The organism is Thalassomonas actiniarum (assembly GCF_000948975.2).
Lineage (GTDB): Bacteria > Pseudomonadota > Gammaproteobacteria > Enterobacterales > Alteromonadaceae > Thalassomonas > Thalassomonas actiniarum.
Window position 1 is genome coordinate 1,682,770 of record NZ_CP059735.1, and the last position, 25,308, is coordinate 1,708,077.

The 25,308-nt window shown below is 46.9% G+C and carries 24 protein-coding genes and 1 tRNA gene; 15 read left to right on the forward strand and 10 right to left on the reverse strand.

Annotation, left to right across the window (positions count from 1 at the left end; translation table 11 throughout):
* The 4 genes from SG35_RS07400 to SG35_RS07415 form a co-directional block, all read right to left on the reverse strand.
* Positions 1 to 2,094, reverse strand: a complete 2,094-nt coding sequence (locus SG35_RS07400) for an SUMF1/EgtB/PvdO family nonheme iron enzyme (RefSeq protein WP_044830636.1) — start codon at positions 2,092 to 2,094, stop codon at positions 1 to 3.
* The gene (locus SG35_RS07405; protein ID WP_044830637.1) at positions 2,091 to 3,614 is read right to left on the reverse strand and encodes a tetratricopeptide repeat protein; all 1,524 of its coding nucleotides are present in this window, start codon (positions 3,612 to 3,614) and stop codon (positions 2,091 to 2,093) included. The genes SG35_RS07400 and SG35_RS07405 overlap by 4 nt, the downstream gene beginning before the upstream one ends.
* A gap of 118 nt (positions 3,615 to 3,732) precedes the next feature.
* Complete coding sequence (locus SG35_RS07410) at positions 3,733 to 4,917, reverse strand: hypothetical protein (RefSeq protein WP_044830638.1); 1,185 nt, start codon at positions 4,915 to 4,917, stop codon at positions 3,733 to 3,735.
* Between the two features lie 3 nt (positions 4,918 to 4,920).
* Positions 4,921 to 5,718: a hypothetical protein gene (locus tag SG35_RS07415; RefSeq protein WP_053042751.1), complete on the reverse strand. Its 798-nt coding sequence runs from the start codon at positions 5,716 to 5,718 to the stop codon at positions 4,921 to 4,923.
* A gap of 190 nt (positions 5,719 to 5,908) precedes the next feature.
* Between SG35_RS07415 and SG35_RS07420 the strand changes: the two genes are divergently transcribed.
* A complete protein-coding gene (locus tag SG35_RS07420; RefSeq protein WP_160298208.1) occupies positions 5,909 to 6,058 on the forward strand; it encodes a hypothetical protein in 150 nt (49 codons plus the stop codon).
* 75 nt (positions 6,059 to 6,133) lie between these two features.
* Here SG35_RS07420 and SG35_RS07425 read toward each other — a convergent pair whose 3' ends face one another.
* From SG35_RS07425 to SG35_RS07435, 3 genes are all read right to left on the reverse strand, one after another.
* Complete coding sequence (locus tag SG35_RS07425; RefSeq protein WP_044830639.1) at positions 6,134 to 7,441, reverse strand: hypothetical protein; 1,308 nt, start codon at positions 7,439 to 7,441, stop codon at positions 6,134 to 6,136.
* Between the two features lie 521 nt (positions 7,442 to 7,962).
* Positions 7,963 to 8,039 (reverse strand) — tRNA-Arg (locus SG35_RS07430).
* Between the two features lie 186 nt (positions 8,040 to 8,225).
* Entirely contained in the window at positions 8,226 to 9,389 is a 1,164-nt protein-coding gene (locus tag SG35_RS07435; RefSeq protein ID WP_044830640.1) for a flagella assembly protein FlgT, read from the reverse strand.
* Between the two features lie 431 nt (positions 9,390 to 9,820).
* Between SG35_RS07435 and SG35_RS07440 the strand changes: the two genes are divergently transcribed.
* The gene (locus tag SG35_RS07440; RefSeq protein ID WP_044830904.1) at positions 9,821 to 10,288 is read left to right on the forward strand and encodes an LPP20 family lipoprotein; all 468 of its coding nucleotides are present in this window, start codon (positions 9,821 to 9,823) and stop codon (positions 10,286 to 10,288) included.
* A gap of 70 nt (positions 10,289 to 10,358) precedes the next feature.
* On the opposite strand, the gene SG35_RS07445 is transcribed toward SG35_RS07440, so the two are convergent.
* From SG35_RS07445 to flgA, 3 genes are all read right to left on the reverse strand, one after another.
* The gene (locus SG35_RS07445; protein ID WP_044830641.1) at positions 10,359 to 10,790 is read right to left on the reverse strand and encodes a flagella synthesis protein FlgN; all 432 of its coding nucleotides are present in this window, start codon (positions 10,788 to 10,790) and stop codon (positions 10,359 to 10,361) included.
* Between the two features lie 25 nt (positions 10,791 to 10,815).
* Complete coding sequence (flgM, locus tag SG35_RS07450) at positions 10,816 to 11,127, reverse strand: flagellar biosynthesis anti-sigma factor FlgM (protein WP_044830642.1); 312 nt, start codon at positions 11,125 to 11,127, stop codon at positions 10,816 to 10,818.
* Between the two features lie 72 nt (positions 11,128 to 11,199).
* Positions 11,200 to 11,823 (reverse strand): flagellar basal body P-ring formation chaperone FlgA, encoded by a 624-nt coding sequence (flgA, locus tag SG35_RS07455; protein ID WP_269082154.1) that lies wholly within the window; start codon positions 11,821 to 11,823, stop codon positions 11,200 to 11,202.
* A gap of 249 nt (positions 11,824 to 12,072) precedes the next feature.
* Between flgA and SG35_RS07460 the strand changes: the two genes are divergently transcribed.
* The 13 genes from SG35_RS07460 to flgL all read left to right on the forward strand — a co-directional run bounded on the left by SG35_RS07460 (position 12,073) and on the right by flgL (position 25,233).
* Positions 12,073 to 12,999: a chemotaxis protein gene (locus SG35_RS07460; protein WP_044830644.1), complete on the forward strand. Its 927-nt coding sequence runs from the start codon at positions 12,073 to 12,075 to the stop codon at positions 12,997 to 12,999.
* A gap of 41 nt (positions 13,000 to 13,040) precedes the next feature.
* Positions 13,041 to 13,874 carry a CheR family methyltransferase gene (locus SG35_RS07465; RefSeq protein ID WP_044830645.1) on the forward strand — a complete coding sequence of 278 codons (834 nt, stop codon included), beginning with the start codon at positions 13,041 to 13,043 and terminating at the stop codon, positions 13,872 to 13,874.
* A gap of 63 nt (positions 13,875 to 13,937) precedes the next feature.
* Entirely contained in the window at positions 13,938 to 14,336 is a 399-nt protein-coding gene (gene flgB / locus SG35_RS07470; protein ID WP_044830646.1) for a flagellar basal body rod protein FlgB, read from the forward strand.
* Between the two features lie 2 nt (positions 14,337 to 14,338).
* Positions 14,339 to 14,758 carry a flagellar basal body rod protein FlgC gene (gene flgC / locus SG35_RS07475; RefSeq protein ID WP_044830647.1) on the forward strand — a complete coding sequence of 140 codons (420 nt, stop codon included), beginning with the start codon at positions 14,339 to 14,341 and terminating at the stop codon, positions 14,756 to 14,758.
* A 17-nt stretch (positions 14,759 to 14,775) separates the two neighbouring features.
* Positions 14,776 to 15,465: a flagellar hook assembly protein FlgD gene (locus SG35_RS07480; protein WP_236702502.1), complete on the forward strand. Its 690-nt coding sequence runs from the start codon at positions 14,776 to 14,778 to the stop codon at positions 15,463 to 15,465.
* Between the two features lie 28 nt (positions 15,466 to 15,493).
* Positions 15,494 to 16,885: a flagellar hook protein FlgE gene (gene flgE / locus SG35_RS07485; protein WP_044830648.1), complete on the forward strand. Its 1,392-nt coding sequence runs from the start codon at positions 15,494 to 15,496 to the stop codon at positions 16,883 to 16,885.
* 439 nt (positions 16,886 to 17,324) lie between these two features.
* Positions 17,325 to 18,068 carry a flagellar basal-body rod protein FlgF gene (flgF, locus tag SG35_RS07490; protein WP_044830649.1) on the forward strand — a complete coding sequence of 248 codons (744 nt, stop codon included), beginning with the start codon at positions 17,325 to 17,327 and terminating at the stop codon, positions 18,066 to 18,068.
* 21 nt (positions 18,069 to 18,089) lie between these two features.
* Positions 18,090 to 18,878: a flagellar basal-body rod protein FlgG gene (flgG, locus tag SG35_RS07495; RefSeq protein WP_044830650.1), complete on the forward strand. Its 789-nt coding sequence runs from the start codon at positions 18,090 to 18,092 to the stop codon at positions 18,876 to 18,878.
* Between the two features lie 17 nt (positions 18,879 to 18,895).
* On the forward strand, positions 18,896 to 19,582 hold the full coding sequence (gene flgH, locus SG35_RS07500; RefSeq protein ID WP_044830651.1) for a flagellar basal body L-ring protein FlgH: 687 nt from the start codon (positions 18,896 to 18,898) through the stop codon (positions 19,580 to 19,582).
* Positions 19,583 to 19,670: 88 nt separating this feature from the next.
* Positions 19,671 to 20,735, forward strand: a complete 1,065-nt coding sequence (locus tag SG35_RS07505) for a flagellar basal body P-ring protein FlgI (RefSeq protein ID WP_044830906.1) — start codon at positions 19,671 to 19,673, stop codon at positions 20,733 to 20,735.
* A 19-nt stretch (positions 20,736 to 20,754) separates the two neighbouring features.
* On the forward strand, positions 20,755 to 21,747 hold the full coding sequence (flgJ, locus tag SG35_RS07510; RefSeq protein ID WP_044830652.1) for a flagellar assembly peptidoglycan hydrolase FlgJ: 993 nt from the start codon (positions 20,755 to 20,757) through the stop codon (positions 21,745 to 21,747).
* Between the two features lie 85 nt (positions 21,748 to 21,832).
* The gene (gene flgK, locus SG35_RS07515; protein WP_044830653.1) at positions 21,833 to 23,821 is read left to right on the forward strand and encodes a flagellar hook-associated protein FlgK; all 1,989 of its coding nucleotides are present in this window, start codon (positions 21,833 to 21,835) and stop codon (positions 23,819 to 23,821) included.
* Positions 23,822 to 23,970: 149 nt separating this feature from the next.
* Positions 23,971 to 25,233 carry a flagellar hook-associated protein FlgL gene (flgL, locus tag SG35_RS07520; RefSeq protein WP_084692431.1) on the forward strand — a complete coding sequence of 421 codons (1,263 nt, stop codon included), beginning with the start codon at positions 23,971 to 23,973 and terminating at the stop codon, positions 25,231 to 25,233.
* Positions 25,234 to 25,308: the final 75 nt, after the last annotated feature.

The following is a 25,308-nucleotide window of genomic DNA, read 5'->3' on the forward strand; positions in this document are numbered from 1 at the left end:
TTATAGTGCGTTACGCGCAATTCTAAACCCGAGATCCTCACGTTTATCATTGCCGTAATCACGAAACGATAAGCGCAGCTCGGTCCGGGTGCCGTGGGCCCAGCTGGCTCCGCGAATGACATGGTAATCCCCGGACTCAGGCCCGGAGGGATCTTTTTCTGTTTTTAACGATAAGCCGGTCTGGATTTGATAATAATCGTGGATCCATTCGGCAACATTACCCGGCAGATCATATAGGCCTTTTTCATTGGCGGTAAAAGAAGCCACGGGAGCTGTGGTAATATAGTGATCATTATAGGTAGGCTGAATTTCCCCCAGGATGGCGGCACCGGCGATATCGCCAATGTTTGCCGAGCCTTCTTTGGGGGGTAATGACTCTCCCCAGGCATATTTCAACATTTTGCCGTCCTGGTAGCGGGCGGCCCACACCCACTCGGCCTCTGTCGGCAGGCGATAGCCGTTGGCATCAAGGTTGATGCCGGTGAGTTTGTTATCCGTTATTTGATATACCTGCTCCAGTTGCTCTTTTTTTGATAACCAGTTGCAAAAAGTAACCGCTTCGAGCCAGGTGATCCTGACCACAGGCTGCTTGCTGGCGTTTAGGGAGTTGCCCTTGACATGGCCGGATGAGTGGTCTTTTTTAAATAGCCTAAATTCTTTATTGGTCACTTCGGTCAAGCCAAGATAAAAAGCCCGGGTAAGCTTGATCTCCCTTCTGACTTCATTGGCCCGCCGGCCTTGTTCCCGGCGGGAGGCGCCCATCACAAAAGTATCATTGGGTTTAAATAACTTGAGTTTACTGCCGGTGCCGCTTGCGATAACAGGCTCTAAGCGGTCGAATTTATCCTGGGCTAAGGTTTTTAGCTGTACTGAAAAAACCTGCTCCATCGAGGGGTTGGGCAATATTTGTGTTTTATAGTCGACAAAACCTTCTTTGACTATCCGGACAGTTTGCTGTTTTGCCGGTAGGGTCATTTGTTGGTTTGCCCGTCCCATCAGGCGCTCGTCGATATACAGCAGGGCATCGGCGGGGGTGACTTGGAAGTTGATTTCGCCGACAATGGGTTGCAGACTAAAGGCCTGATTAACCGTTTGCCCGGAAGGTACTTTTAATGAGGTGGCATATTCCTGATAGCCGTCTTTAAACAGCAGCAAGGCTTGGGTTGAGTCAGGTTTGACGGCGGCAGTTAAGGGGGTTGTCCCCAGGTATTGATCGCCGTAAGTAACACTGACCCCGGCAGGACTTGAGGTGATGGCCAGCCTGCCCGTGAGCTTAAACAGGAGGACGGGGTCGAGTGTCATGTCGAGACCTGCTGTTACCTTGAGCTCCCGTTGAGTTTGTTTGTAACCGGCTTTTTGATAACTTATCTGATGCTCTCCCTGGAGTACTTCGGCAGATAAGGGGGTGATGCCCAGTAATTTTTCCTGATGATAAACTTGTGCTCCTGAAGGCTGCGAGTTAAAGCTGATATTTGCCCATGCCGGGGTAAGTTTTACTTCAAGGCTTTGTTCTATTTCTTTGCCTTCAATCTGCACTTCACTGGTAAAAGGTAAAAAGCGCTCGCTGTTAAGGGTTAACAGGTGCTTGCCGGCAGCTATATTACTGATGGTATTTTCTATCTGCTTAACGGGTTTGCCGTCGATAAAAACTGAAACAGGCGTTTGCGGCTTAAGGGCTAAAGTGAGTTTGCCGGGCAGGCGGGTAAATTCAAAGTTCAGCTGTTGGTTTTGTAACTCGCTGACGGTAAAGGATTGTTTTAGGGGAAAATGCCCTTTTAAACTCGCGCTTAACTGGTATTCCCCCGGCAGCATAAGAAAGTGATCTGCCAATTCAAAGTGCAGTCCACCGGATATTTCGAGTTTACTTGCCTGGGGGAAAGTGATCAGAACAACAGATTTTGCGGTAAAAAGGTAAGCTAAAATCAGGCAGGCGAGCAAAAGTACGCTTGCGGTCACATAAACATAAGGCCGGTACTGTTTTTTAACGGTTTTGGTTTTCGTGTGGGCGGTCGGGGTAAAAGGCGCCGGGATAATAATGCCGGACTGATCGGTATTGGCGCTATCCTTTATGCTGCTTTGAAGGTATTTGTTCATCCGTTGCTCACTTTTTCACTGCAGGCTATGGTGATGGTTTTCGCTGGGTTGCCGGGCATCAAGGTAAACTCCTGGCGTACATCCCGGTAACCGTCTCTTGAGCCTGTGATGGTGTATTGTCCCGGGGTTAAAGACAGGTCCTTGGCGAGAAAGTTACCTAATTCGCCGACCCGGTATAGGGTGACTTTGGTGTGATTGTCTGATTGAATTCTTAACGATACCGGCTGTTTTATTTGTGCCAATAACTTCTTAACGTCAAATATCTGTTGTTGCAGTTTTGCTCCCGGAGTCTTTATTTTTAAAGCATCGCCGTATACTTTTTGTGCCTGGGAAAAAACCTTGTCGCTGGCCAGCCGGGTGGGCTTTTCCAGGATCAGGTTAAGATTTGTGTCCAAATCTGCCCGGGCCTGGCTGCGCAACTGGCCAACTTTTGCCGATATCAAGGTTTGATCCAGGGCTAAGGCCTGCTGGTAGCTCCTTTGGGCAAGTTGCCAGTTTTCTTCCTGCTCCAATTGTTGTGCCTGTTGCATCTTTTCTGTAATGGCGGCTTTTAATGCCTGACTTTTCGCCTGTAAGATGGCTTTTTGCGGGTCGGTTGCCGAGGGTAAAATTTTTCCGGCGGCAGTAAAGTTGTCTATTGCGGCAGGGTAATTTTTACTTTTGAGGTTTTTATAGCCGCGAGACATGGCAAACGAGTAGTCCCTTTCTTTAATGGCGTTGTTAACCCGGGTCAGCTCGGCGATGACCAGCGGAGACTGGTTATCAAGGGCAGCGGCCTGTTTTAGTACTTTCATGGAGGCTTCAAGTTGCTGTTCATCCATCAAGACTTCGCCTTGTTTAACTAACTCCAGCACCTGATCCAGTACCAGGGCGCGGTCAAAGGCCTGTTGTGCGCTTTTGTTGTCGGGTATCAGGTGCAGGGCTATCTGTAATTGCTGCTTTGCTTGTGCGGCATTATTGGCTGTTAATGCTGTTTGTCCCTGAGCCAGGTGAAGGGCAAAAACGTCGGGGATATTGGCTTCTATGGCTTGCAGTTGGCTCAAGGTGCTGTGGTAGCTCTGCATTGCCTGCTCGAACTCCTGGCTGCGATAGAAAAGATCGCCATTTTCTGCATTTTTGATGGCTTGGGAAAAGGCTGCTTCAGCCCACAAGGTCACTTTTTTTTCTTCCAGGGCTTTTTGTCTGGTCAGTACCTGGGAGAGGATTTCCTGGGCTTGGCGTCTGTGTTTGGCTAACTGGGCTTCCTGCCAGGGAGATTCGTCTATCGGTTTTTGCGCCTCTACCGCCATCAGGCTTTTGGCATCTAACTCGACTTCAGGCTCGGATACCGAGGCAGGCAGTTGCACGATGACAAAATATAATACCGCCAGCAGAGTTAGCAGTAATAAAAGAATAAGATAATGACTGGCAAACCAGTTAAGGACATTTTTCTTAGACAAGAAACCGCTGCGGTCAAAGTTTAAAGAAACGGTTTGTTGCGTTTTTTTGTTGTTCTCTTTTGCGTGCTCTACCGATGCCATGGTTACCCCATTAAAGTGTTAACCCTCAGTACGTTATGCTTGAGTTTTATTAGTATCTATTGTTATTTATAGTCCAAAAATCACTCTCACCCACGGTTATTTTTACTTTAAGGCAAGGTTAATTTCCGGTTTCTGATTGATAAATCTCTTGTAATATTTTTTTCCATTGCTGGTATTGGTTATCGACTGTACCGGATAGCGTGACGGTTCTGTCTTCGAGTTCTATTACCTGAGATTCGATACTTGCCTGTAATGAATCCCCCAGCTCCTGCAGTGCTTCGATGTGAATTTGTGCATCGGCATCACGCTCAAATCCGTCTTTGAGCACATAGGCGCCTCCGGCAACGGCAACGCTGCTTGCAGCCCTGGCGGAGCCGGTGGAGCTGCCCGCACCATAAATACCGGCGATAATGGCGGCGGCACCGATCATTTTCTGATTTAAGGCTTTGTCTTTCATTTTACGCATGGCGATCACTTCGTTGTAACTCTCACTGCGCCACTGCTTGTAAGGGGCTTTCATCTCTTTGGCGTAGCTGCTGTAATATTCCTGTAAGGTATCTACGAACAGGTAATCGCGCTCGCGGATTTGCTTGATGCGTGCCAGCATAGGGTCGTTTTCGGCGGGCAGACGGTTGATAAGATAAAGGCCGGATTCATCTTGTGATAAATGCTCGGAGAAGGTTTGCGGCGAGAAGTCTTTGGCAAACTTTAATTCAGAGACCAGCCTTAATTCGACCAGTTGCTGTGAAGTGAGTGATTTTCGGTATTCGTTAAGGTCATTACTGATACGGTTATAAATATTTTGGAAAGGTTCGTACCTTAACTGGGTTTTCTTGTCGTAAGAGTAGCGGCTGGCTTTTTGGGCGTATTGCTTGTTAAACCAGTGATGCCCCCGGGAGTCGACGACATCTACCATAACAATGAGCTGTTCGCCGTCGGACTGGATAATATCCCCTTTGACCAAAACATCCACCGAGTCATGTCCTGCAGGCACAACCCGGACGGCTCCCCAGGCGCCGCTTGACTGTAAGGCTTCCATTAACAGGTAAGGGAAAAAACTGGCTTCGGCTATGCGGATCTCGGGAAAAACCAGGGTATCTTCATCCAATTGCTCCAGGTTTTCCAAGCCGGGATCAAAAATCCGGATGCCGATATCAAGTAACTCGTTCTCCGGGATATCCGCCGTTTCATGGACTACGGGGATCTGTTCGGTGGTTTTTATCTCTGTTGTTTTGCACCCGGTAACTGACAAGGTCGACAACAGCAACAAGAAAATAACTGTATTGGACAATAGTCGGTTCATAGCTTAATGGCCTTTGGTCTGGTTTTTGTATTTACGGTATTCGTCCCACAGCTTCTCCCGTAATTTGGGGTCGGCTTCTTTTAATGCCGCTTCCCTGATTTGTCGGGCAACGACGTCATCATCGTTACCGCTTGGGATATCGGCAGGGGGGGTATAAACAGTTTGGTTATGCTGATAATCACCTTCCCTTTGGGAAGAAGGCAACTCCGGCATACCGCCCGAACTCGAGGGAAAGGCGGCTTGCTCCGGTGCGCCCGATGTTTTTGCCGTGGCACTGGCCTCTGCGCCATTTAATACATCATCATATAAAGGTCCTGCGTTAGCAACCGCCTGTTCGCTGCCCTGCTCGGCGCCTTTATTTTGAATATATTCCCGTTCGCTTAAAATCATGCCGTCGTAATCACTCATTGAGCTGTTAAGCCGTTCATCAAGCTCGGCCACTTGTTCGCCCCGGGTTCGGGGATTGATCACGCCTCCGGCGGGGGCTGCATTCCCCCCCGGCTGCTGGCCCGGGGAAGCGGCTGGATTTGAATTTGTCGATTGAGTTGAAGCATGTCCCCCGGCAGCAGCGGCAGGTTGGGACGAGTTATTTTGATTTGCATGAGAACCTGATGATGCTTTGCTTGCCTGACTGGCACTGGCACTGGCACTGGCACTGGCACTGGCCGAAGATTGGGATGATGATTGAGCCGAAGCACTGCTTTCACTTGTTTGAGATTGACTGGATGAGCTGGAGGCCGTGACTTCCTCTTCCGAAAAGTCAATATCGTCACTGGAGCTTTCTGAGTTAGTGCCGGCCATATCCTCACTATTTTCAGATTGTTCATTGTTATCGCTGCTATCACCGCTTTGCTGCGTTGACGCTGATTCTGTGCTGCCAGCATCAGCTTGTGGGGAGCCATCAGATTGACTGCCCTGGTTAGCCGAACTACTGCTGGTGCTTGCTGACGGGCCTTGCTGTTGAGACTGAGCCGAACTTGGGCTGGATGAAGTGCTGGCATCAGATGCACCAGAACTGGAACTGGAACTGGAACTGGAACTGGAACTGGAACTGGAACTGGATGAAGAGCTTGAGCTCGAACTCGAAGGACTACTGGGAGATGAAGTTGATGGCTTGCTCTGTTGCTCTTGTGTTGATTGACAGCCGGACATACACAAGAGTAAAGAGGTTATTATTATCGTAATTGTAGATTTATTCATCATTCTGGCCTTGTTATTACTCAGGAAATACATGCAGCTGCAGTTGCTCGGTAAAGATGGTCATGCCATCAGAAATTTGAGGACGAAACTTTGTTGTTCTTAATGACTTCAATGCCTTAGTTTTAATTGGGCTGTTATCCGGCGGATTAGAGCTGACAATCTTAATGTTTCTTGCTTTACCATATTTAGTGACATCTAAGGTGGCGTGGACATACCGTACACCGGTGGTGAGTTCGGTATCACTTTTAATGGCCCGGGTTCTTTGCTGCAGGTTGGGGTAATGGGGCAAAGCCACAGGCTGACTGAATAATTGCTCGAGAAATTCTTTGTTTTTATCTGTTGTCACTGCGTAGTCATAGGCTTGCTGGTAATGACGCAAAGCTGTTTGTCTTTTGTTATGCATCAGAAACCAGTCGGCCAGTTTGAGCTTGACCTTGGCAATTGCCTGATGATCAACTTGTTTCTGTCCTTGCAAAACTGTTAATTTTCGCTGGATGATTTTTTTTCCGGTCACAAAGCTTTTACGCTTCATTTCTGCGATGAGAATATCGGATTTTTTCATTTGCACCTGAAGCTGTTCATTCATGGCATAAACCTTTTCAACCGAACTGCGCATGACATGGGAGGCAATAAAGTAATTGGTTAACATCAGGCCATTTAACGGTGTGATCAAGCGTTCATCTGTTTCACCATAGGTATTGGTGATCAGGTTGACCGCCCGATCAAATAAGGAGTAGGAATAGATCAAGTCCTGAGTCGGATCCGGTAACAATTGCATGGCATAAGCTTCTAAATGCCAGTTGGCGATTTGCAGTTCCATATCGAGGCGGTTTATATCCATATCATCAAAATTTCTGGCATATAACCAGTACATGTAATAATACCTGTCATTCACCTGCTCCCATTGTTTTCTTTTTTTGTAGCTTTCGATCATTTTTTCCAAAACCGGGATTTGGGTTAATGAATACAGGCCTTCATTAATCCGGCTCAGATGCAGTGCCCGTTTATATACCTGAACCGCATCTTCATGTTTATCGTAATGCTGGTAAATATTGCCCAGGTTGACCAGTTTTTGCGCAAGCTGTTCGCTGTACATGCCTTCTGTGGATTCTATTTCTTCAACAGCAGCCTGGTATTTATCAATTTCATCACTGAGTTTTTGTATGCCGGCCTGCCGGGCATCTTTATTTTCGCTTTGTTGTGCATTGCTGTTTGCGGCAGTTGGGTTACCGGTTATTTCGGCATCGAATGGCACGGCAATAACTTTTTGACTAATCAGGAAGATAATGAAGGAAAGTACCGAGCAGGCGATTAACAACCTCATAATTAATCCTCATAGATATAATTAGGCCACGACACATGCCGTTATCTGATGTCAGATAAAAGCACTGCCAGCTATACGAAGATTTTATTTCCCTGGAAAACTCTAATTAGTATTTAAATTTTTTGGCATGACACACTAACCGTCATAATAAAAAGTTTAGTAAAGGGAGGTATTTGAGAGAGTTTGTTTATATATTGACCACCCGATAAATTTAGTATAGATAGCTTTAAATTGAAGTAAAGAATCGGGGTTATAAAAACAATGATTAATTTTTCTGTCTAAGGTGAAGGAAATGCTAAGAGCTTTCTTTGTAACATGTTGCTTTGCAAGGTGTTCTTTTGTTTTTTGAGGGAGGGGGTAAGCTGCCAACTCTGTTAATCAGTCATTACTGTTATAGCGAATAATGATGAGGCTTTTCTCTTAACAATTCGCAGTAAATAGGCACAGGAGGCTGCACCATCACATGCTTATGTTATTAGGAATTAGTGTCAATTTATTAATTGCTGGCACTGAGAGAAAAATGGCGACCTCGGAGGGAGTCGAACCCACGACCTGCCCCTTAGGAGGGGGCTGCTCTATCCAGCTGAGCTACGAAGTCACACTTGAGAAGGCAAAGATTATCAAATATTTGTCGGCAGTAAAGGGCTAAATGGCATTTTTTTCACTTTACTGCCTTATGTTTGTATCTTTTGAACGTTTTGTGTGCGATTTTTATCCGCGGTTGAGTTAACTTCGTTTTAATTTATCCTGGGCTTGCCCTTTTGTTTTCCTCAATAAAGTAATATCAATAACGGACAACCAGGTCGTTTATCTGGATATTGCCCAGTAAATGATCATCGGTTGTGGTGGCGCTCGCACTTTGCCGGTTAACCTGAGTGACTTTGACTTTATAAGAGCTGACATTAAAGCCGGCATATTGTTTACCGTTATCCGCTTGAAAATTATTCAGGTGTAATAAGGAAAATTCATCACCAATCTTAACACCGTGCTGGCTGCCTAAATTGAAGGTGAGTTCATTACCGCTGACCTTGACGATTTTACCCCGGGTGGGCTCACACATCATATTCTCATCAAGCAGGCGGACAAATTCATTCAGGGTTTGCTCTGTCATTAAGCCATAGTGGCTTTGCCAGAAATCTCTCCCGGCTAAATCTACTACCTGGCGGCGGCCAAAGCTCCAGGGAGCTTTTCTTTGATATTGTTTTTCCAGGATCATCTCGCCGTTGATGCCGTTATATAGATAGAAAGATAAGCCCAAGTGACGGTCATACATGTTTTCCTGCCAAAACTGCCATTGGTTGTTATTTTCATTGGCAAAAGATAAGTCGGCTATTTCTGTAAACAGTATGTACTGACTGTCGGTGAGATCCGCCAGCGACATACTCAGGGCTTTAATTTCTTCGTATGCCAGGCTCTGGTTAAGTCTGGAGAAATTGGTTTTGTTTTTAAGGGCGAGCTTGGTTTTTATATACTGGCTGTCTGATTTTATTTTTTTAGAGAGTACTTTCATTAACATAGCGTCAAGGGCATAGATCTCTCCGATATTTGCCTGCTCCCTGTGTATTAAGTTGCTTTTGGTCAATAGCAGGGACTTTCTAAAGTCAGCAGAAAAGCATTGTTTTTCCTGTGGAAAGATATCCGCCCGGATAGTGATGTTTACCTGGTTACCGCTATAGCTCTCATCAATTATTTCGATGGAATTAACGCTGCCGCTGGCCCTGATACTCAGTTCATCCTGTAACAGTAAACCGTTTACGACTTGCTGAATGCTAGATACCGAAGCTCCTGCGACTAACAGGGCTTTTTTCAGGGCATTCTCCATCGCCAGGGTCCGTGCAGTGGCCTTATCATTATCAAGGACAAAAGCTTGCCCCTGCGTTTCATACCACTGGCTGTTCACGGAAAAACTTGATACAACTAAAGCAAATATAACTAGCCATTGACGCATATTGATTTCACTTCTTTGAGGGATCTATTCATGCTCTTCAATATGCAGGTTCTGTGCCTGCTTGATTATTTACTGTTAAGTGGGTTTTGGCATGGAATATGCCTACTCATAATCATAGTGAGGATTCGGCTCATCAAGCCTGTATTGTTATTTTAACCGGTGGACTGTTTTGCAATAGAGAGTTTATCCGGGCAGGGAGCGCGGAGCTGGAAAACAGCACGAGAGTTTGTAAAACAAGCCTGGGGCTAAGTGATTGCAGATGTCAGATAATTGACATAAAAGCAGAGCAGCTGAAGCCGTGGTTTATAGCACTAAGTTGCCTCCCGGGTATGGAAAAGCAGAGCTTTACTCTGCGCCGGTATACAAGCGCTAATTATCATAACCTGACAATAATGTCTGTGGTTGTAGTATTGAAACATATGGTAAAGATTATGAATAAAGTTAACGGTAAAGTGATACTTCTGACCTTGTCTCTGGGGTTGGTCTCTGGTTGCTCTTCGGTTTATGATAAGCATGTGTCATGGGAGTCGGTTGAACCGGAAACTTTTCCGGTGATCCATGCGGTAGGTTATGCGCCTATCAGTTTGCAGAAATCCGAGCATGAAACCCAACGTATGCTGATGGCGATAAAAGCATCCAAATTGGCGGCTTATGCCGAACTGGCAGAACAGGTATACGGTCAGCAAGTAAGCAGCAAGGTATCCATGGCGGATTTGTTGGTCCAGAACAATCAGCTGTCGTCTTCGGTGCAGGGAGTGATCCGCGGGGCTAAAGTTGTTAAAAGTTATGCTGTTGGCGATACCTATACCACAGAAATGACTTTAGATTTTAAAGAGGTCTATGATATTTATCTGTCCTTTAAGCGGGATAAAAAAATCAAAAGCGTTAGATACTACTAATAAGCGCAAGTCGTTTTTGCCGGCTATGGTAGCTGTTGTTGGAATATTTTTTGGGTGGTGCCTGAAAATATCAGGCTTTTAATCCTAAACTGCTTAAGCCACCGCTTTTTTTTCCTTTGCTGTCATAGGTAAGCGAGGTTTTGCTGTGACTTTCAAGCAGGCTGGTTTTCATGCGTTCAACCGTCAGTTGGGATTGCTGGATAATTTGACCGTTTAACTGATTTTGCTTTTGGCAAGACTCCAGTACCGAGGCGATAGTCTTTAATTCTTCACTAAACTTGCCGTCTCTTTTATCCTGAATAAATTGCCTGTTTTGGCCAATGTGGCTATCCAGGGTTTGAATGGCCATTAACAGGTCATTTTTTTTCGCGGTAACTTCATTAAGCGCATCGGGAGACTGCTTGATGATAATGTCTTTTTCACTTTGCAATAATGTTTCTAATGCCTGCAATTGGGATAATTGCCGGGCAAGAAGTTGTTCTGGGGTATTGTCAACAGACATAATGCCGGTGCCTTAGATTAGGAAGTTACAGCAAATTAAACTCAAAGTTGGAGATGCTGGCTGCCAGTTTTTCCGGGTTGACTTTATATTCGCCGGAAGAAATGGCCATTTTTAATTTTTCAATTTTCTTTTGATCCATTACCGGCGCATCCGCCGCTTTTTTCTGCAATTCAGTCAGCTGTTTTGCCTGCGGGGTAATAGAGACAGAATCCTGGCGGGCAAGTTTTGCCTGCTCGGCATTTGCTGCTTGTGCGCCGTCGCTTTTTACTTTTGATTGCTGTTCAAGGTTTTGCTTAACTTGATTGTTCGCATTCAAGTTATTGATATTAATGGCCATAATAAGTTCCCATGCAACTCGTCATTTTCTACTATCTTGTTATCGGCAAAACTTGAGATAACTTTAGAAAAATTATAAATCAATTATTACCTGGTTAATAGCACTAATTCTGGCGCTGATGGTTTTACCTGAGCGCTTGTTCTTAACCCGGATCTGTTCACCGATATTACCGTCTTTAAGGGCGATGCCCGAGGTTTTAATGGAAAAGTCGTCTGAGCGGGCAATAATAGTGACACTGTCACCTTTGCACACCATACAGATATTCCTCTTGGTAATTAAGGTGCCCTTTGAAATCGACCTTTTAGCTTTGCCGCCAATCAGGTTATCGGTATTATCCTGCCATTCACCGCGTATTTTCTTTTGCTGGTGGTAGGCTAATTCAAGGTTGCTGTTGTCGAGTAAGCTGCCTTTGCTGATATTTTCTTTGGCAACAACAACCGCAATGGTGTTGATGATTTTCACCGGCAGATAAATGTACCATGACTTTGAATCAACACAACTTATTTTAATATTTACGTTTCGGCTATTGTGATTTTCAGGTATATTTGCCTGTAGTGGTGATTCGCATGGTTTGATCTGTATCCTGGGGTCTATCGCGGATACTATCACTTCCATTTTTCCGTTGGGCGGTGCGGTAATGTGTTTTTCGACATATTTTTTGGCAAAATTTTCGATATAGGACCTGTCAAAAGTCATTGAATGAACTGATATTGACATCAAAGTGACTAATGATAAAAATGGTATAAAAATCTTTATTTTGCTCATAAATTTTATGTTCTATATGCTAGGGAAATACAAATACTGGGCTATGCTTAATTTAAGCTAATGTAATTACAATTTGTGTCAAATAAAAGGCACATATCTTCGAATTTACATTTACTATCAAGAAATGTGCCTTATCTAATTATTCTATATATTAGGGGCATGGTTCGAAACGAGGTTTTTATGGCAGGCATTTTAGATTCAGTGAACCAGCGAACTCAGTTGGTTGGACAAAACAGACTCGAATTATTGATGTTTAAATTGGTGGGCAGACAGCGGTTTGGTATCAATGTTTTTAAAGTGCGGGAAGTACTGCAATGTCCTCGTTTGACCAACTTACCCAAGCAAGATAAATATATCAAAGGGGTTGCCCATATCCGGGGACAGACCATTTCGGTGATTGATTTGAGTAAGGCCACCGGTGGCCCTGAGATACAACAAACCGATGATTGCTTTATTATTATCGCCGAGTATAACCGCAGTGTTCAGGGGTTTTTAGTTTCCGGGGTGGAGCGTATTATCAATATTCGCTGGCAAGATATTTTACCGCCGCCTGAAGGGGCGGGGAAATCCAGTTATTTAACCGCGGTTACAGAAATTGACGAAGAAATGGTGTCAATTTTAGATGTGGAAAAGATTTTAAATGAGATCAGCCCGGTGTCGACCGAACTCAGTGAAGAAATTGTTGATGAAACGGTCGGTGAAAGCATCGGTGATAAAGTGATCATGATAGCCGACGACTCCACCGTTGCCCGCAACCAGGTGCGCCGGGCACTTGAACCTTTGGGGTTGAATATGGTGCTGGCAAAAAATGGCCAGGATGCCCTGGATCAGCTTAAGGCCATAGATGCTGAATGTGAGCATGCTATCGGTGAAAAAGTCGCCTTGCTGATCTCGGATATCGAAATGCCGGAAATGGACGGTTATACCTTAACCGCTGAAATTAAAAGTAATGAAAGGTTGCGTGATATGCCGGTGATCCTGCATACCTCCCTCAGTGGTGTTTTTAATAATGCCATGGTGGAAAAAGTGGGGGCCCAGGATTTTATTCCCAAGTTTCATCCGGACGAGCTGGCAACTGCCGTGAAAAAATGGTTGAAAATTGACTAGAGCGTTAATGTTGGCAGTAATTAAACAAGCAGGTGCATATAGTGTTATCTAAGGAGCTTGATGATAAAAGTTATCATCAGTTTAGAACTTTTCTCGAACAGCAATGCGGCATAGTGCTCGGGGAAAATAAGCAATATCTGGTAAAAAGTCGTTTAGCCCCTTTAATGGCCAAATTTGAGGTCGCTACCTTAGGCGCTCTGGTCAGTAGAACCCTGTCTCCGGTAGAGCGGCAATTACGTGCCGCTGTTATAGATGCCATGACCACCAATGAAACCTTATGGTTTCGCGATGATTATCCTTTTGAATTATTAAAAAAACGTCTGTTGCCGGAATTTACCGGCCGCAGGACACCGGTAAAAATATGGTCGGCGGCCAGCTCTTCCGGGCAGGAGCCCTATTCCATTGCTATGTCGGTGCTGGAAATGCAGCAATCCCAGCCGGGGGCTTTTCCCGGCGGCGTGCAAATCACCGGCACAGATATCTCCAATACCATGCTTGAGCATTGTAAATATGGCCATTATGACAGTTTGGCAATAGTGCGCGGTTTGTCGGCGGAAAGAAAACGTCAGTTTTTTGAACCGGGCGACAATGGTATGTATAAGGTGAAAGACCAGGTCAAAAAAATGGTCAACTTCAGGCAGCTTAACCTGTTGGGCAGCTATAGCCTGATAGGACGCTTTGATATTGTGTTTTGCCGCAATGTGCTTATCTACTTTTCCCCGGAAATTAAAGCCAAGATCCTGAGTCAAATTCATGGCTCTTTGAATAATAAAGGTTATTTATTTCTCGGCGCCTCCGAATCTCTCTCCGGACTCAACCAGGATTTTGACATGCTGCGTTGTAATCCCGGCATCGTTTATCAGAAAAAAACGTAAATTTGACGTTTAGCCTTGGCATAATTATTGAATGAGTACTGTCATCTAATTGGAGGTGGCAGTATGGCTATTAATCTTGACAAGGCATTTGGACTTCACGCAGACGGGCTGGTATTACGCTCAAAGCGTGCCGAAGTCATTGCCAGTAATATCGCAAATGCGGATACCCCAGGGTATAAAGCAAAAGGGATGGACTTTCAAAAAGCCCTTGCTCAAGCCTCTCAAAGACAATCTATGGGTATGACCCGCACCAATGAAAAACACTTTGATGTTCGCATGGAACTTAATAATGGTGTGGAGTTTCGGGTGCCTGATCAGCCGGATACTGGTGATGGTAATACCGTAGATGTACAAGTGGAACGAAACTTGTATCTAGAAAATTCATTAGAATACCAATCAAGCTTTCAATTCCTTAACGGACGTATCAAGGGACTGAAAAAAGCGATCACCGGAGGGCAATAACAATGAGCCTGTTTAACGTTTTTGACATTACCGGCACTGGCATGAGCGCACAATCAGTGCGTTTGAATACCACTGCAAGTAACATCGCAAATGCCGATAGTGTCAGCAGTAGTATCGACCAAACTTACCGGGCCCGGCATCCGGTTTTTGCCGCAGAGATGCAAAAAGCTGCCGGGGGGCAAAATGCTTCCGTCGGTGTGAATGTCCTTGGCATAGTCGAAAGTGATAAACCGCTTAATGTTGAGTATTCTCCCGAACATCCCATGGCTGACAGCGACGGTTATATTTATAAGCCCAATGTCAATGTTATTGAAGAAATGACCAACATGATCTCGGCGTCGCGCTCTTACCAGACCAATGTCCAGGTGGCGGAGTCGGCAAAAAGCATGGTAACGAAAACCCTGACCTTAGGCCAAAGGTAACTGATTAGGAGCGCAATATGGTGGATACAGTAAGTGGCGGTAGTGCCCTAGACAGTCTGCGTTGGCAACAGGAAAGCTATAAAGTTGCCGATAAAGATGACGGTATGCTGACGCAGGAAGATTTCTTTGCCCTATTAACCAAAGAGCTTTCCTATCAGGATCCGACCAAGCCGGTGGAAAATAACGAAATGATCTCGCAAATGACCGCTTTTTCAACCACAGACGGAGTCACCCAGTTAAACGATCAGTTTACTGACTTTGCCTCTTCGATGTCTTCGGGACAGGCGTTGCAGGCCTCGTCCCTGGTGGGTCGCAGTGTTATGGTGGAAGATAACAGCTTTACCCTGGCAGAAGGTGAAATGCCCAAAGGTAAACTTATTACCGAAGAGCCTGCCAGCAGTGTAGTGATTTATGTTGAAAATGCTGCCGGTGAAGTGGTACAGACGGTACCGGTAGGCAATATAGGTAGCGGCGAGTCTTCCTTTACCTGGGATGGTACTGAATCAAGCGGTTATGCGGCGCCTCCCGGAGATTACCGTTTCCGTGTTGCCGGGTTAGTTGACGGTAAGGCCTCTGAATTGCAGGCCATGACTTACCGTAAAGTCGACAGTGTCACCCTGGCAGGTGCCGGCGGTAATATTTTATTAAATTTAAATGGTGGTAGCTCAATGGCGTTGTCTGACGTTGTTGAAGTATCCGAAGGTTAATCCAAAGTAGTTTTTCTGGAGTGTAATTATGTCTTTTAATGTAGCCTTGAGCGGGTTGAACGCTGCTCAGAAAGATCTTGATGTAACGTCTAACAATATCGCCAACGTGAACACCACGGGCTTTAAAGAATCACGTGCCGAGTTTGTCGATGTGTATGCTTCTTCTTTATTAGCCTCGGGTAAAACCAAAGTTGGTGACGGTGTGTTAACCTCGGAAGTGGCCCAGCAATTTTCCCAGGGCAGCGTGCAGTTTACTACCAATGCGCTGGATTTAGCGATCACCGGCAACGGCTTCTTCGCTACCGTACCGACCCTGGACAGTGTCGATAAGTCCTATACCCGTGCCGGTGAGTTTAAACTTAACGACAGTAATTTTATTGTCAACTCTGCCGGGGAGTTCTTGTTGGGTTTTCCGGTAAATGCTGACGGCTCTTCCGCTTCGGTAAGTTTAAGTACGGCAGAGCCGATACAAATCCCGACCTCTTCCGGCGCACCGACCAAGACCAGCGAAGTGGATATTAAAATGAACTTGCCGGCGGGGGATGCCATTGCCGGTCCGATTGCCGAGTTCGATCATACAGATCCGCTGACTTATAACCATTCTACTTCGGTAACCATTTACGACTCGCTCGGTGACAGTCACGTGATGACGTATTATTTTGTGAAGGAAACGCCGACGGCAACAGAGAACCCCTGGATGATGTTTGCCGCCGTCGATGGTCAACTGGTGGATATTGATGACGGTAGCGGCGCCGGTGCTGTTGCAGAAGGGCGTGTCGGTGGTGGTACACCGGCGACTGTGCCGACGGTCAATGGTGCGCGACTTTATTTTGATCCCTCGGGCGACTTTATCCGCCAGGAGCCGGATTTGACCGAAGGGGGCATAGTCACTGAAGCCTTAGCTACTGACTCTTCCGGTAACCCTTTACTGGTCAACGGTTCAGATACGACGCAGACCATAGAGATTGATTTTAATATCGATGGTACCGGCCCGAATGCCAATGAGCCGACTCAGTTTGCCTCAAACTTTGAAGTGACGGCGTTAGAGCAGGATGGTTTGGCTGTGGGCCGGTTAACCGGCATTGAAATCGACAGCGACGGCCTGGTGCTGGCGAAGTACAGTAACGGTACTTCGACGCCATTGCAGCGTATTGGCCTGGTTAATTTTGCCAATGAGCAGGGACTGACCCAGGTCGGCGGTACCTCGTGGAAGGAAAGTGTCGCCTCGGGCGAAGGGCTGGCGGGCGAAGCGGGCTCAGGAACCTTCGGTACCATTAATTCGCAGGCCCTGGAGCAGTCCAATGTGAACCTGACGACCGAGCTGATTGATTTAATCTCTGCTCAGCGTAATTTCCAGGCGAACTCAAGGGCTCTGGAAGTGGATAACCAGCTGAATCAAACCATATTGCAAATCAGGTAATATTCTTTTCTTGGTGATTGACCCGGAAGTTTCAGGCTTCCGGGTTTTTTATATATGGATGTATTTCAGCTTGCTTGCTCCCGGCGTAAGCTAAGTACTTACATCCTGTAAGTAATCCTGCGAGCATATGGATATGCAGGAGCAGGGTTATACCTGGATGTATTTCAACCTGTTCTTCAACTGGAGCAGGCTCCTGGCGTAAGCTAATTACTTATATCCTATAAGTAATCCTGCAAATGGATATGAAGGAACAGGGTTTATGCTCGGGATGAAGGGCATGGATAACAGCCCGAAAAGGGCGATTGGCTGTTTGCTTATCTGCTCAGCTTCAATGCTGCCGGCATTTCTTCTTTATAAACACTTCATTTTATTCTTTTCTTATTTATTGGCATTCTTGTTGCATTATTAACTGTATAGTTTTAATTGACCGGAATTCATTATGGATAAGATGCTTTATATTGCCATGAGTGGCGCTAAGCAGAATATGCAGGCCTTATCAGTGAATGCCAATAACCTGGCAAACGCAAAAACCACGGGTTTCAAGGCAGATTTGGCGCAGGCGCGCTCGATGCAGGCCTTTGGCGAAGGCTTACCGACCCGGGTTTTTACCAGTACCGAACGCGCCAGCCAAAACTTTGACAGTGGTGCATTACTCACCACCGGCCGTCCTTTGGATGTGGCCATCGAAGGAGACGGCTGGTTATCAGTACAGGCAGAAGATGGCTCTGAAGCCTATACCCGTTCGGGCCAGCTAAGGTTAACGGCAGAAGGTGCGCTGGAAACCAATAACGGTGAGCTGGTGTACGGCGATCAGGGGCCGCTTGTTATCCCTTTGCCGGTCAATAATATTCAAATTACCCGTGACGGCATCATTATGATCCAGCCGGAAGGGGCGCCGAATGCGGTACAGGAAGAAGTTGGCCGGCTTAAGCTGGTGAACCCCGATAACCGGATGATGGAAAAAGGCAATGACGGTTTGTTCCGCCGAAAAGATGGCGAAGTGGCTGAAGCCGATATTACTGTCAGTGTGCTTAGTGGCACGTTAGAAGGCAGTAATGTCAGTCCGGTAGGGGAGATGACAGAAATGATCGCCCTGCAACGGCAATTTGAAATGCAATTGAAAATGATGAAGACCGCTGAAGAAATCGATGCCAGTGCATCTTCTTTGCTGCGCGCTTTCTAACTTAACTTTACGAGGTGATTTATGAATCCTGCATTATGGATCAGTAAAACTGGCTTAGACGCTCAGACCAAAGATATCGCGGTGATTTCCAATAACCTGGCCAATGCCAGCACCGTAGGTTTTAAGAAAAGCCGTGCGGTATTTGAAGATTTACTTTATCAGACAATCAACCAGCCGGGCGGGCGTTCGGCGCAAGATACCGAAATGCCGTCGGGTTTAATGTTAGGCGCCGGTACTAAAGTGGTGGCGACCCAGAAAATGCATACCCAGGGAGATATGCTGACCACAGACAATTCTCTGGATTTGATGATCCAGGGGGAAGGCTTTTTTGAAATTGCGCTGCCGGACGGCACCTCTGCCTACTCACGCAATGGCCAGTTTACCCTGGATGAAGAAGGCAATATGGTTACTCCGGGTGCCGGTTATCTGCTGCAGCCGCAGATCACCATTCCGGAAGACGCCCAGGAAATTATTGTTTCACAAGACGGTGAAGTCTCGGTACGACTGCAGGGCCAGGCAGAAAATGCCGTAGTAGGCCAGCTTAATACCATTAACTTTGTTAACCCCACAGGCCTGGAGCCGGTAGGACAAAACCTCTATGTGGAAACTGCGGTTAGTGGTGCCCCACAGGAAGGTGTTCCGGGATTGGATGGTTTTGGCATGATAGTGCAGGGAGCGTTAGAAACCTCCAATGTTAATACCACAGAAGAGCTGGTTAACCTGATTGAAAGCCAGCGGGTTTATGAAATGAACTCTAAAGTCATATCCGCGGTTGATGAAATGCTTAGCTATATCAATCAACAACTTTAAGCACTGAGGAGCCGGCTATGAAACTTTCCGTTATTACCGCCTTATTATTGACATCACTCGTGACCGGCTGTGCCAGCACCGAGCAGGCACAGGTATTACCCAATGATCCAGACTTTGCTCCTATCCTGCCGGAAGAGGAGGAAGATAGCATAATACCGACCGGTTCATTATTTAAAGCCAATTATGTCAATAACATATATTCCGACTCCAAAGCCCATAAGGTGGGGGATATTATCTCGGTGATTTTAAGCGAGAGTACCCAGGCAAGAAAAAGTGCCAAAACCGAGATCACTAAGGAAAACTCTGCTTTGCTTGATCCCGTCACCGGATTTGGCGGCAACGCCATTAACTTCAAAGGGGATGCTATCCAGTTTGGCCTGAATCAAGAGTCTGATTTTTCAGGAGATTCAAAATCAGATCAGGGAAATAGTTTATCGGGTAACATTTCGGTACATGTTTTGCGTGTATTACCCAACGGTAACTTGATGATCCGCGGGGAAAAATGGATGACCTTAAATAACGGTGATGAATATATCCGCCTGACCGGCATAATCCGCGCCAAAGATATCAGCTCGGATAACACCATTATTTCCAGCAAGGTGGCCAATGCCCGTATCCAATATGCCGGTACCGGTGCTTTTGCCGAGGTGCAAGAGCAGGGATTAATTACCAAATTCTTTAATAGTTCATGGTGGCCTTTGTAGGGTCTAAGGTTCAGGTGCTGTAATGAAAACGATTTTTCAATTTCCTGCGGTTAGAATGGCATTGGCTTACCTGGTGGTATGCGGCCTGATGGTATACAGCCTGACACCGACCTTGGTTCAGGCACAGCGTATCAAAGATTTAGCGGATGTTGCCGGTGTGCGTTCCAACCAATTGGTGGGTTATGGCCTGGTGGTCGGCCTGCCGGGCACCGGTGAGCAAAGCCCGTTTACAGAGCAAAGCTTTAAAACCATGTTAAGCAATTTCGGTATTACCATGCCGAGTAATTTAAAGCCGAAGATTAAAAATGTTGCCGCGGTAGCGGTGCATGCCGAACTGCCGGCCTTTACCAAGCCGGGACAAAAAATTGACATTACCGTTTCCTCTATGGGCAGTGCCCAGAGCCTGCGCGGCGGTACCTTGATCCAGACTATTTTAATGGGCATCGACGGCAATGCTTATGCGGTTGCCCAGGGCAGCCTCGTGGTTGGCGGCCTGGGGGCCGAAGGCCTGGACGGTTCAAAAATTGTTATCAATACCCCAACCGTAGGCCGTATTGCCAATGGCGCAACGGTCGAACGGGAAGTAAAATCTCCCTTTAGCACCGGTGATCATATCACCTTTAACTTACGTAATTCTGACTTTACCACTGCCAAACGCCTGGCGGATACCATCAATGATTTGATTGCCGGCTCTGCACGGGCAATAGATGCGACTTCCGTTCGGGTTAATGCCCCAAGAGATGCTGCCGACCGCGTTGGTTTCTTATCGGTACTGGAAAACCTGGAATTTGAACCAGACTCTCCGGCGGCCAAAGTGATTGTGAATTCCCGCACCGGTACGATTGTGATCGGATCAGATGTACGTTTGTTAGCGGCGGCCATTACCCATGGCGGCATTACCGTGACCATTAACGAGCAGCAGGAAGTCTCCCAGCCGGATGCCTTTTCCGAAGGGGATACGGTGACTACCACTTCGTCGATCATTGATGTGCGTCAGGATGACTCGCGTATGTTTGTCTTTAATCCCGGGGTGACCCTGGATACCCTTGTTCGGGCCATCAATGAAGTGGGCGCCGCACCGGGAGATGTGATGGCGATTCTTGAAGCCCTTGATCAGGCAGGCGCTTTACGCGGCCAGCTGATCATCATCTAAGGCGGCCGAGGATACTTTTATGACAACTGAACTGGCTAATGCACGTAATTTCCTGGAAATTAATGGCTTAAATTCCATTCGTCAACAATCGCGCGCTGATGATGAAGGTGCCAAGCAGGCGGCATTAAAAGAAGCGGCCAAACAGTTTGAAGGTATCTTCACGCAAATGCTGCTTAAAAGCATGCGTAGCGCCCAGGACGTGCTTGAATCAGACAGCCCGTTCAATTCCCAGAGCACTAAGTTTTACCGGGATATGCATGATCAGCAGCTGGCGCTGGAGTTGTCCGCCAACGGCTCTCTGGGTTTATCGGATTTGATTGTCCGCCAGCTAGGCGGTAGTGATAACTTTACCCCAAGCAGCGTGATACGCGGTGACGGCCAGTTAGACTCACGTCATATGGGGAACACGAATGTGGCTAATGTCGCTGCTAATGTTGCAAATAAGGCGGAGCAGTTTTTGGCGGCGGAGCAGGTGTCAAAAAATCGTCAAGTGGATATTCCTTTGGCTGCGGCCAGTAATAATACTGCGCAAACTGAAAGATTTGAGCAACCGCAGGATTTTGTTACCGCATTAACCGAGCCTGCGAAAATGGTGGAGAAAAAGCTCGGCGTACCTTTTGAAGTGGTGATTGCCCAGGCGGCATTAGAAACCGGTTGGGGACAAAAAATCATCCAGACCCAAGAAGGACAAAGCTCCAACAACCTCTTTAATATCAAGGCCGACAGCCGCTGGCAGGGAGAAAGCGCCACCAAAGATACTCTGGAATTTGAGCAGGGTGCTATGGTGAAGAAATCGGCGCCGTTTCGGGTCTATCAATCCCTGACGGAAAGTGCCCAGGATTACATTAATTTCCTTTCAAATAACGACAGATACCAAGCCACCTTAGAAAAATCTGGTGATGTGGAACAGTTCCTGCATAGTCTACAGAAAGCCGGTTATGCGACGGATCCTAATTACGCAAACAAGATTTTAGGCACCATGCGCAAAGTGACCAGCTTACTTAATAACTAACAGCAATCACTTAAGCAATTTCTTAAAGCAGGCATGAACAAAAACAAGGCCTGTTGTTAAGGCTTGCATGTGCAGGAGCCCGGGTATGGCAATCGATCTATTTAATACTGGTACCAGCGGACTATTAGCGTCCCAGCAACAGTTAGCCACTGTTGGTCATAATATTGCCAATGTTAATACCGACGGTTACAGCCGTCAGTCGGTGGAGCAAAACCAGGCCCTGGGTAATTATCAGGGTAATAACCTGATAGGCTCCGGCACCTATGTACAGGACATCTCCCGGGTATTTAATTCCTTTACCTATCGCGAGCAACTGATTACGCAGAACAATGCCAGTTACAGCAATAAGTTAAGTGATCAGCTCGACCAGCTTGACGCGACTATGAGCACCTACGGCACCCAGATCTCCAACTCATTAGACAGTTTTTATGGTTCGCTGCACAGTATTGCCGAGCAGCCGGATGATATTACCCTGCGCAGCATGGCGTTAACCCAGGCTGAGTCTATTACCGTTCAATTGCAGGATCTGCAGTCGAACATGACCACCCTGACCAAGACCGCCAATAATGAACTGGTACAAATGGCAGATCGCATTTCGGCGATATCGGCGGAAATAGGCCGGTTAAATGTCGAAATCTCCGGCATGCAGGCGGGCAACCTTAGCGGCGAACCCAATGATTTGCTGGACCAGCGCAACCGCCTGCTCAATGAGCTTAATGATTATGTCAAGGTGACCACGCTTGAAGATCCCAATAACGGCGTGATGACGGTGATGATAGGGGAAGGACAAACCCTGGTAGCCGGTACCACGGCGTTATCTATGTCAGTGGTTGCCGGCGACCCGGATCCGTTAGACGTCCAGTTGCAAATGAACAGCATCAACAGCAGCTATACCCTGCAGGGAGATACATTAGGCGGGGCGGTCGCGGCGGTGTTTGATTTTCGCGACAATACCTTAAAGCAGGCTTCGGCAGATATCGACCTGCTGGCGATGAGCATTACCGATACCATGAACCAGGCCCAGGCAGAGGGGCTGGATCTCAATGGTTTGCAGGGGGCCGATATTTTTGCCGATCTCAATACCACCTCGGCAATGCAAAGCCGCTCTTTAGGTCACAGTGATAATACCCCGGGTACTTCCCTGGCAGTGGCGATCACGGATATGACCTTAGTCACCACAGATGAATACGAAGTGGAATATGACGGCGCCAGTTACCAGTTAACCAATTTAACAACCGGCACGACGACTGCCTTGGGTGCTACAGGTACCGGACCTTTTGCTATCCCTGCCCTGGGCATTGAAATTTCTGAAACCGGGGGAGTGCCGGCTGCCGGAGACAAGTTTCTTATCCGGCCAACGCAAAATGCCGCGGAAGATTTTAAAGTCAATTTAACGGATCCCGAGGCGATAGCCGCCAGCTCGCCGATTCAGGTGACGGCGGATGAAAATAATGTCAGCGCCGGTAGCGTCACGATCACCGATATTACCGACCCTGTGTTGGCGCAAACCTTTGCCCAGACCAATGCCCCGATTACCGTAGATGTTTATGAAAGTGCGCCCGGCGTCTTTAGCTATCAGGTAACCGACTCAACAGGTCCTTTGGTACCGCCGGTGACCGGCACTTATCCAGCAGGCGGTTCTTCTGGCCCTATTACCATAGCAGGTGCAGGATTTGAATTTGAAATTACCGGTGACCTGGCGGGGCTTGGCCCAAATGCCAGGGAGCAGTTTGTCATTAGTGACGCTTTTGGCGCCGGTAACGGCAACAATATGCTGGCAATGGCAGCAACCCAGAATGAAACTGTGGTAAACGGCGGTACGCAAACCTTCGCGCAGTTAGTTGCCAGCAGTGTTTCCACCGTGGGCTCAGAGGCATCCCTGACGGAGAACCAGGCACTGACGGCAGATGCCATGTTTGAGCAGGCGCAAAGCCGACATCAGGCGGTATCCGGGGTTAATCTCGATGAAGAAGCCGCCAATATGCTCAAGTATCAGCAGGCCTATCAGGCATCGGCACAAATCATTACCGTTGCCCAAACTATTTTCGACACAATTTTATCGTCAGTGCGCTAAGGAGCTAAATGATGAGAGTTTCCACGTCACAATTTTATCAGTTTGGTGTCCATAGTATGAGAGGGGGGCTGGCTTTAGCTCAAAGCATGACGGTTGCGCCTGAAACTTATCTTCGACACGATTTTATCGTCAGTGCGCTAAGGAGCTAAATGATGAGAGTTTCCACGTCACAATTTTATCAGTTTAGTACCAATAATATGGGACGGCTGCAATCTGATGTTACCAAGCAGACAGAATATCTTTCGACCGGCAAGCAGGTGTTAACGGCTAAAGATGCCCCCGTCGGAAATTTGTCGCTGCTGGGCTTTAAAGAAGAACTGATGTCGATTGAGCGTTTCAATAAAAACATCACCCAGGCGGAAAGCCGCAATAATCGGCAGGAAGTCGCTTTATCTAATGCCCAGGATATTTTGCTGCAGGTAAAAGATATCGTCATTCAGGCCAATAACGGCTCATACAGTGAAGAGGAATTTACTTCTTTATCACAACAATTAAATTCCAGCCTGGATCAGTTGCTGGATGTAGGCAACACGAAAAGTGAGTCCGGCGAATACATTTTTGCCGGCTACCAGACTCAGCAAAGGCCGTTTTCAATAGCTCCGGACAATAGCGTGAGCTATTCAGGGGATAATGGTCAGTCTGACTTGCAAATCGCACAAAATATTTATGTGCCTATTAATCAGGCCGGGGATGATGTCTTTATGCAGGTGGATAATATCGTCGGTGATTTTATGCCGACCTATACCGATAATCTGACGACTCCGGTGGATGACATCGATCCTGAAGAACCGGATATTTATGTTGAACGGGCGGTGATTGTTGACCGTGAAACTTATAACGGCGCCGGTATGACTCCGGGGTTCCAGTTTGATTTTGCCGACGATGGCTTCGGGGGCATTGACGTTACGGTAACCGATGCCAACGGCGCGGGCGCCGCAGTTTACGGCCCGGCTGCTTATACTTCAGGGCAAACCATTGCCTTTAACGGCATGGAAGTGAACATAGATGGCAATCCTTTGCCGGGAGATCAGTTCACCTTAAATGAACAGGATAAAGTCAGCATTTATGACACCTTGAAAGATGCCATTGACTGGGTAGATGCCGCCGGCACTAACCTGAGCGATCCCAAGCAACATCAGGTGGACTACAACCATATTATTACCCAGCTTGATGAAGCTTTCAGCCATATCACCAACCAACGGGCAGAAGTGGGTACAACACTTAAAACCATTGATACGCAAAGAAATATTGCCTTGGATACCGAAGTGCTGGTGAACAGCTCCCGCGGTAAAATTGAAGATCTGGACTTTGCTGAAGCAATTTCTGTTTTTGAACAGCAGAAGCTGTCGCTTCAGGCGGCGCAGCAAACCTTCTCGCAAATTCAGGGCTTAAGTCTGTTTAATTTCATCTAACACACTATTTTTTTATAAGTGGCATCACCTTTGCATTCTTATAGGCAGAGAGTTAACAAAATGACGGTTTTATAA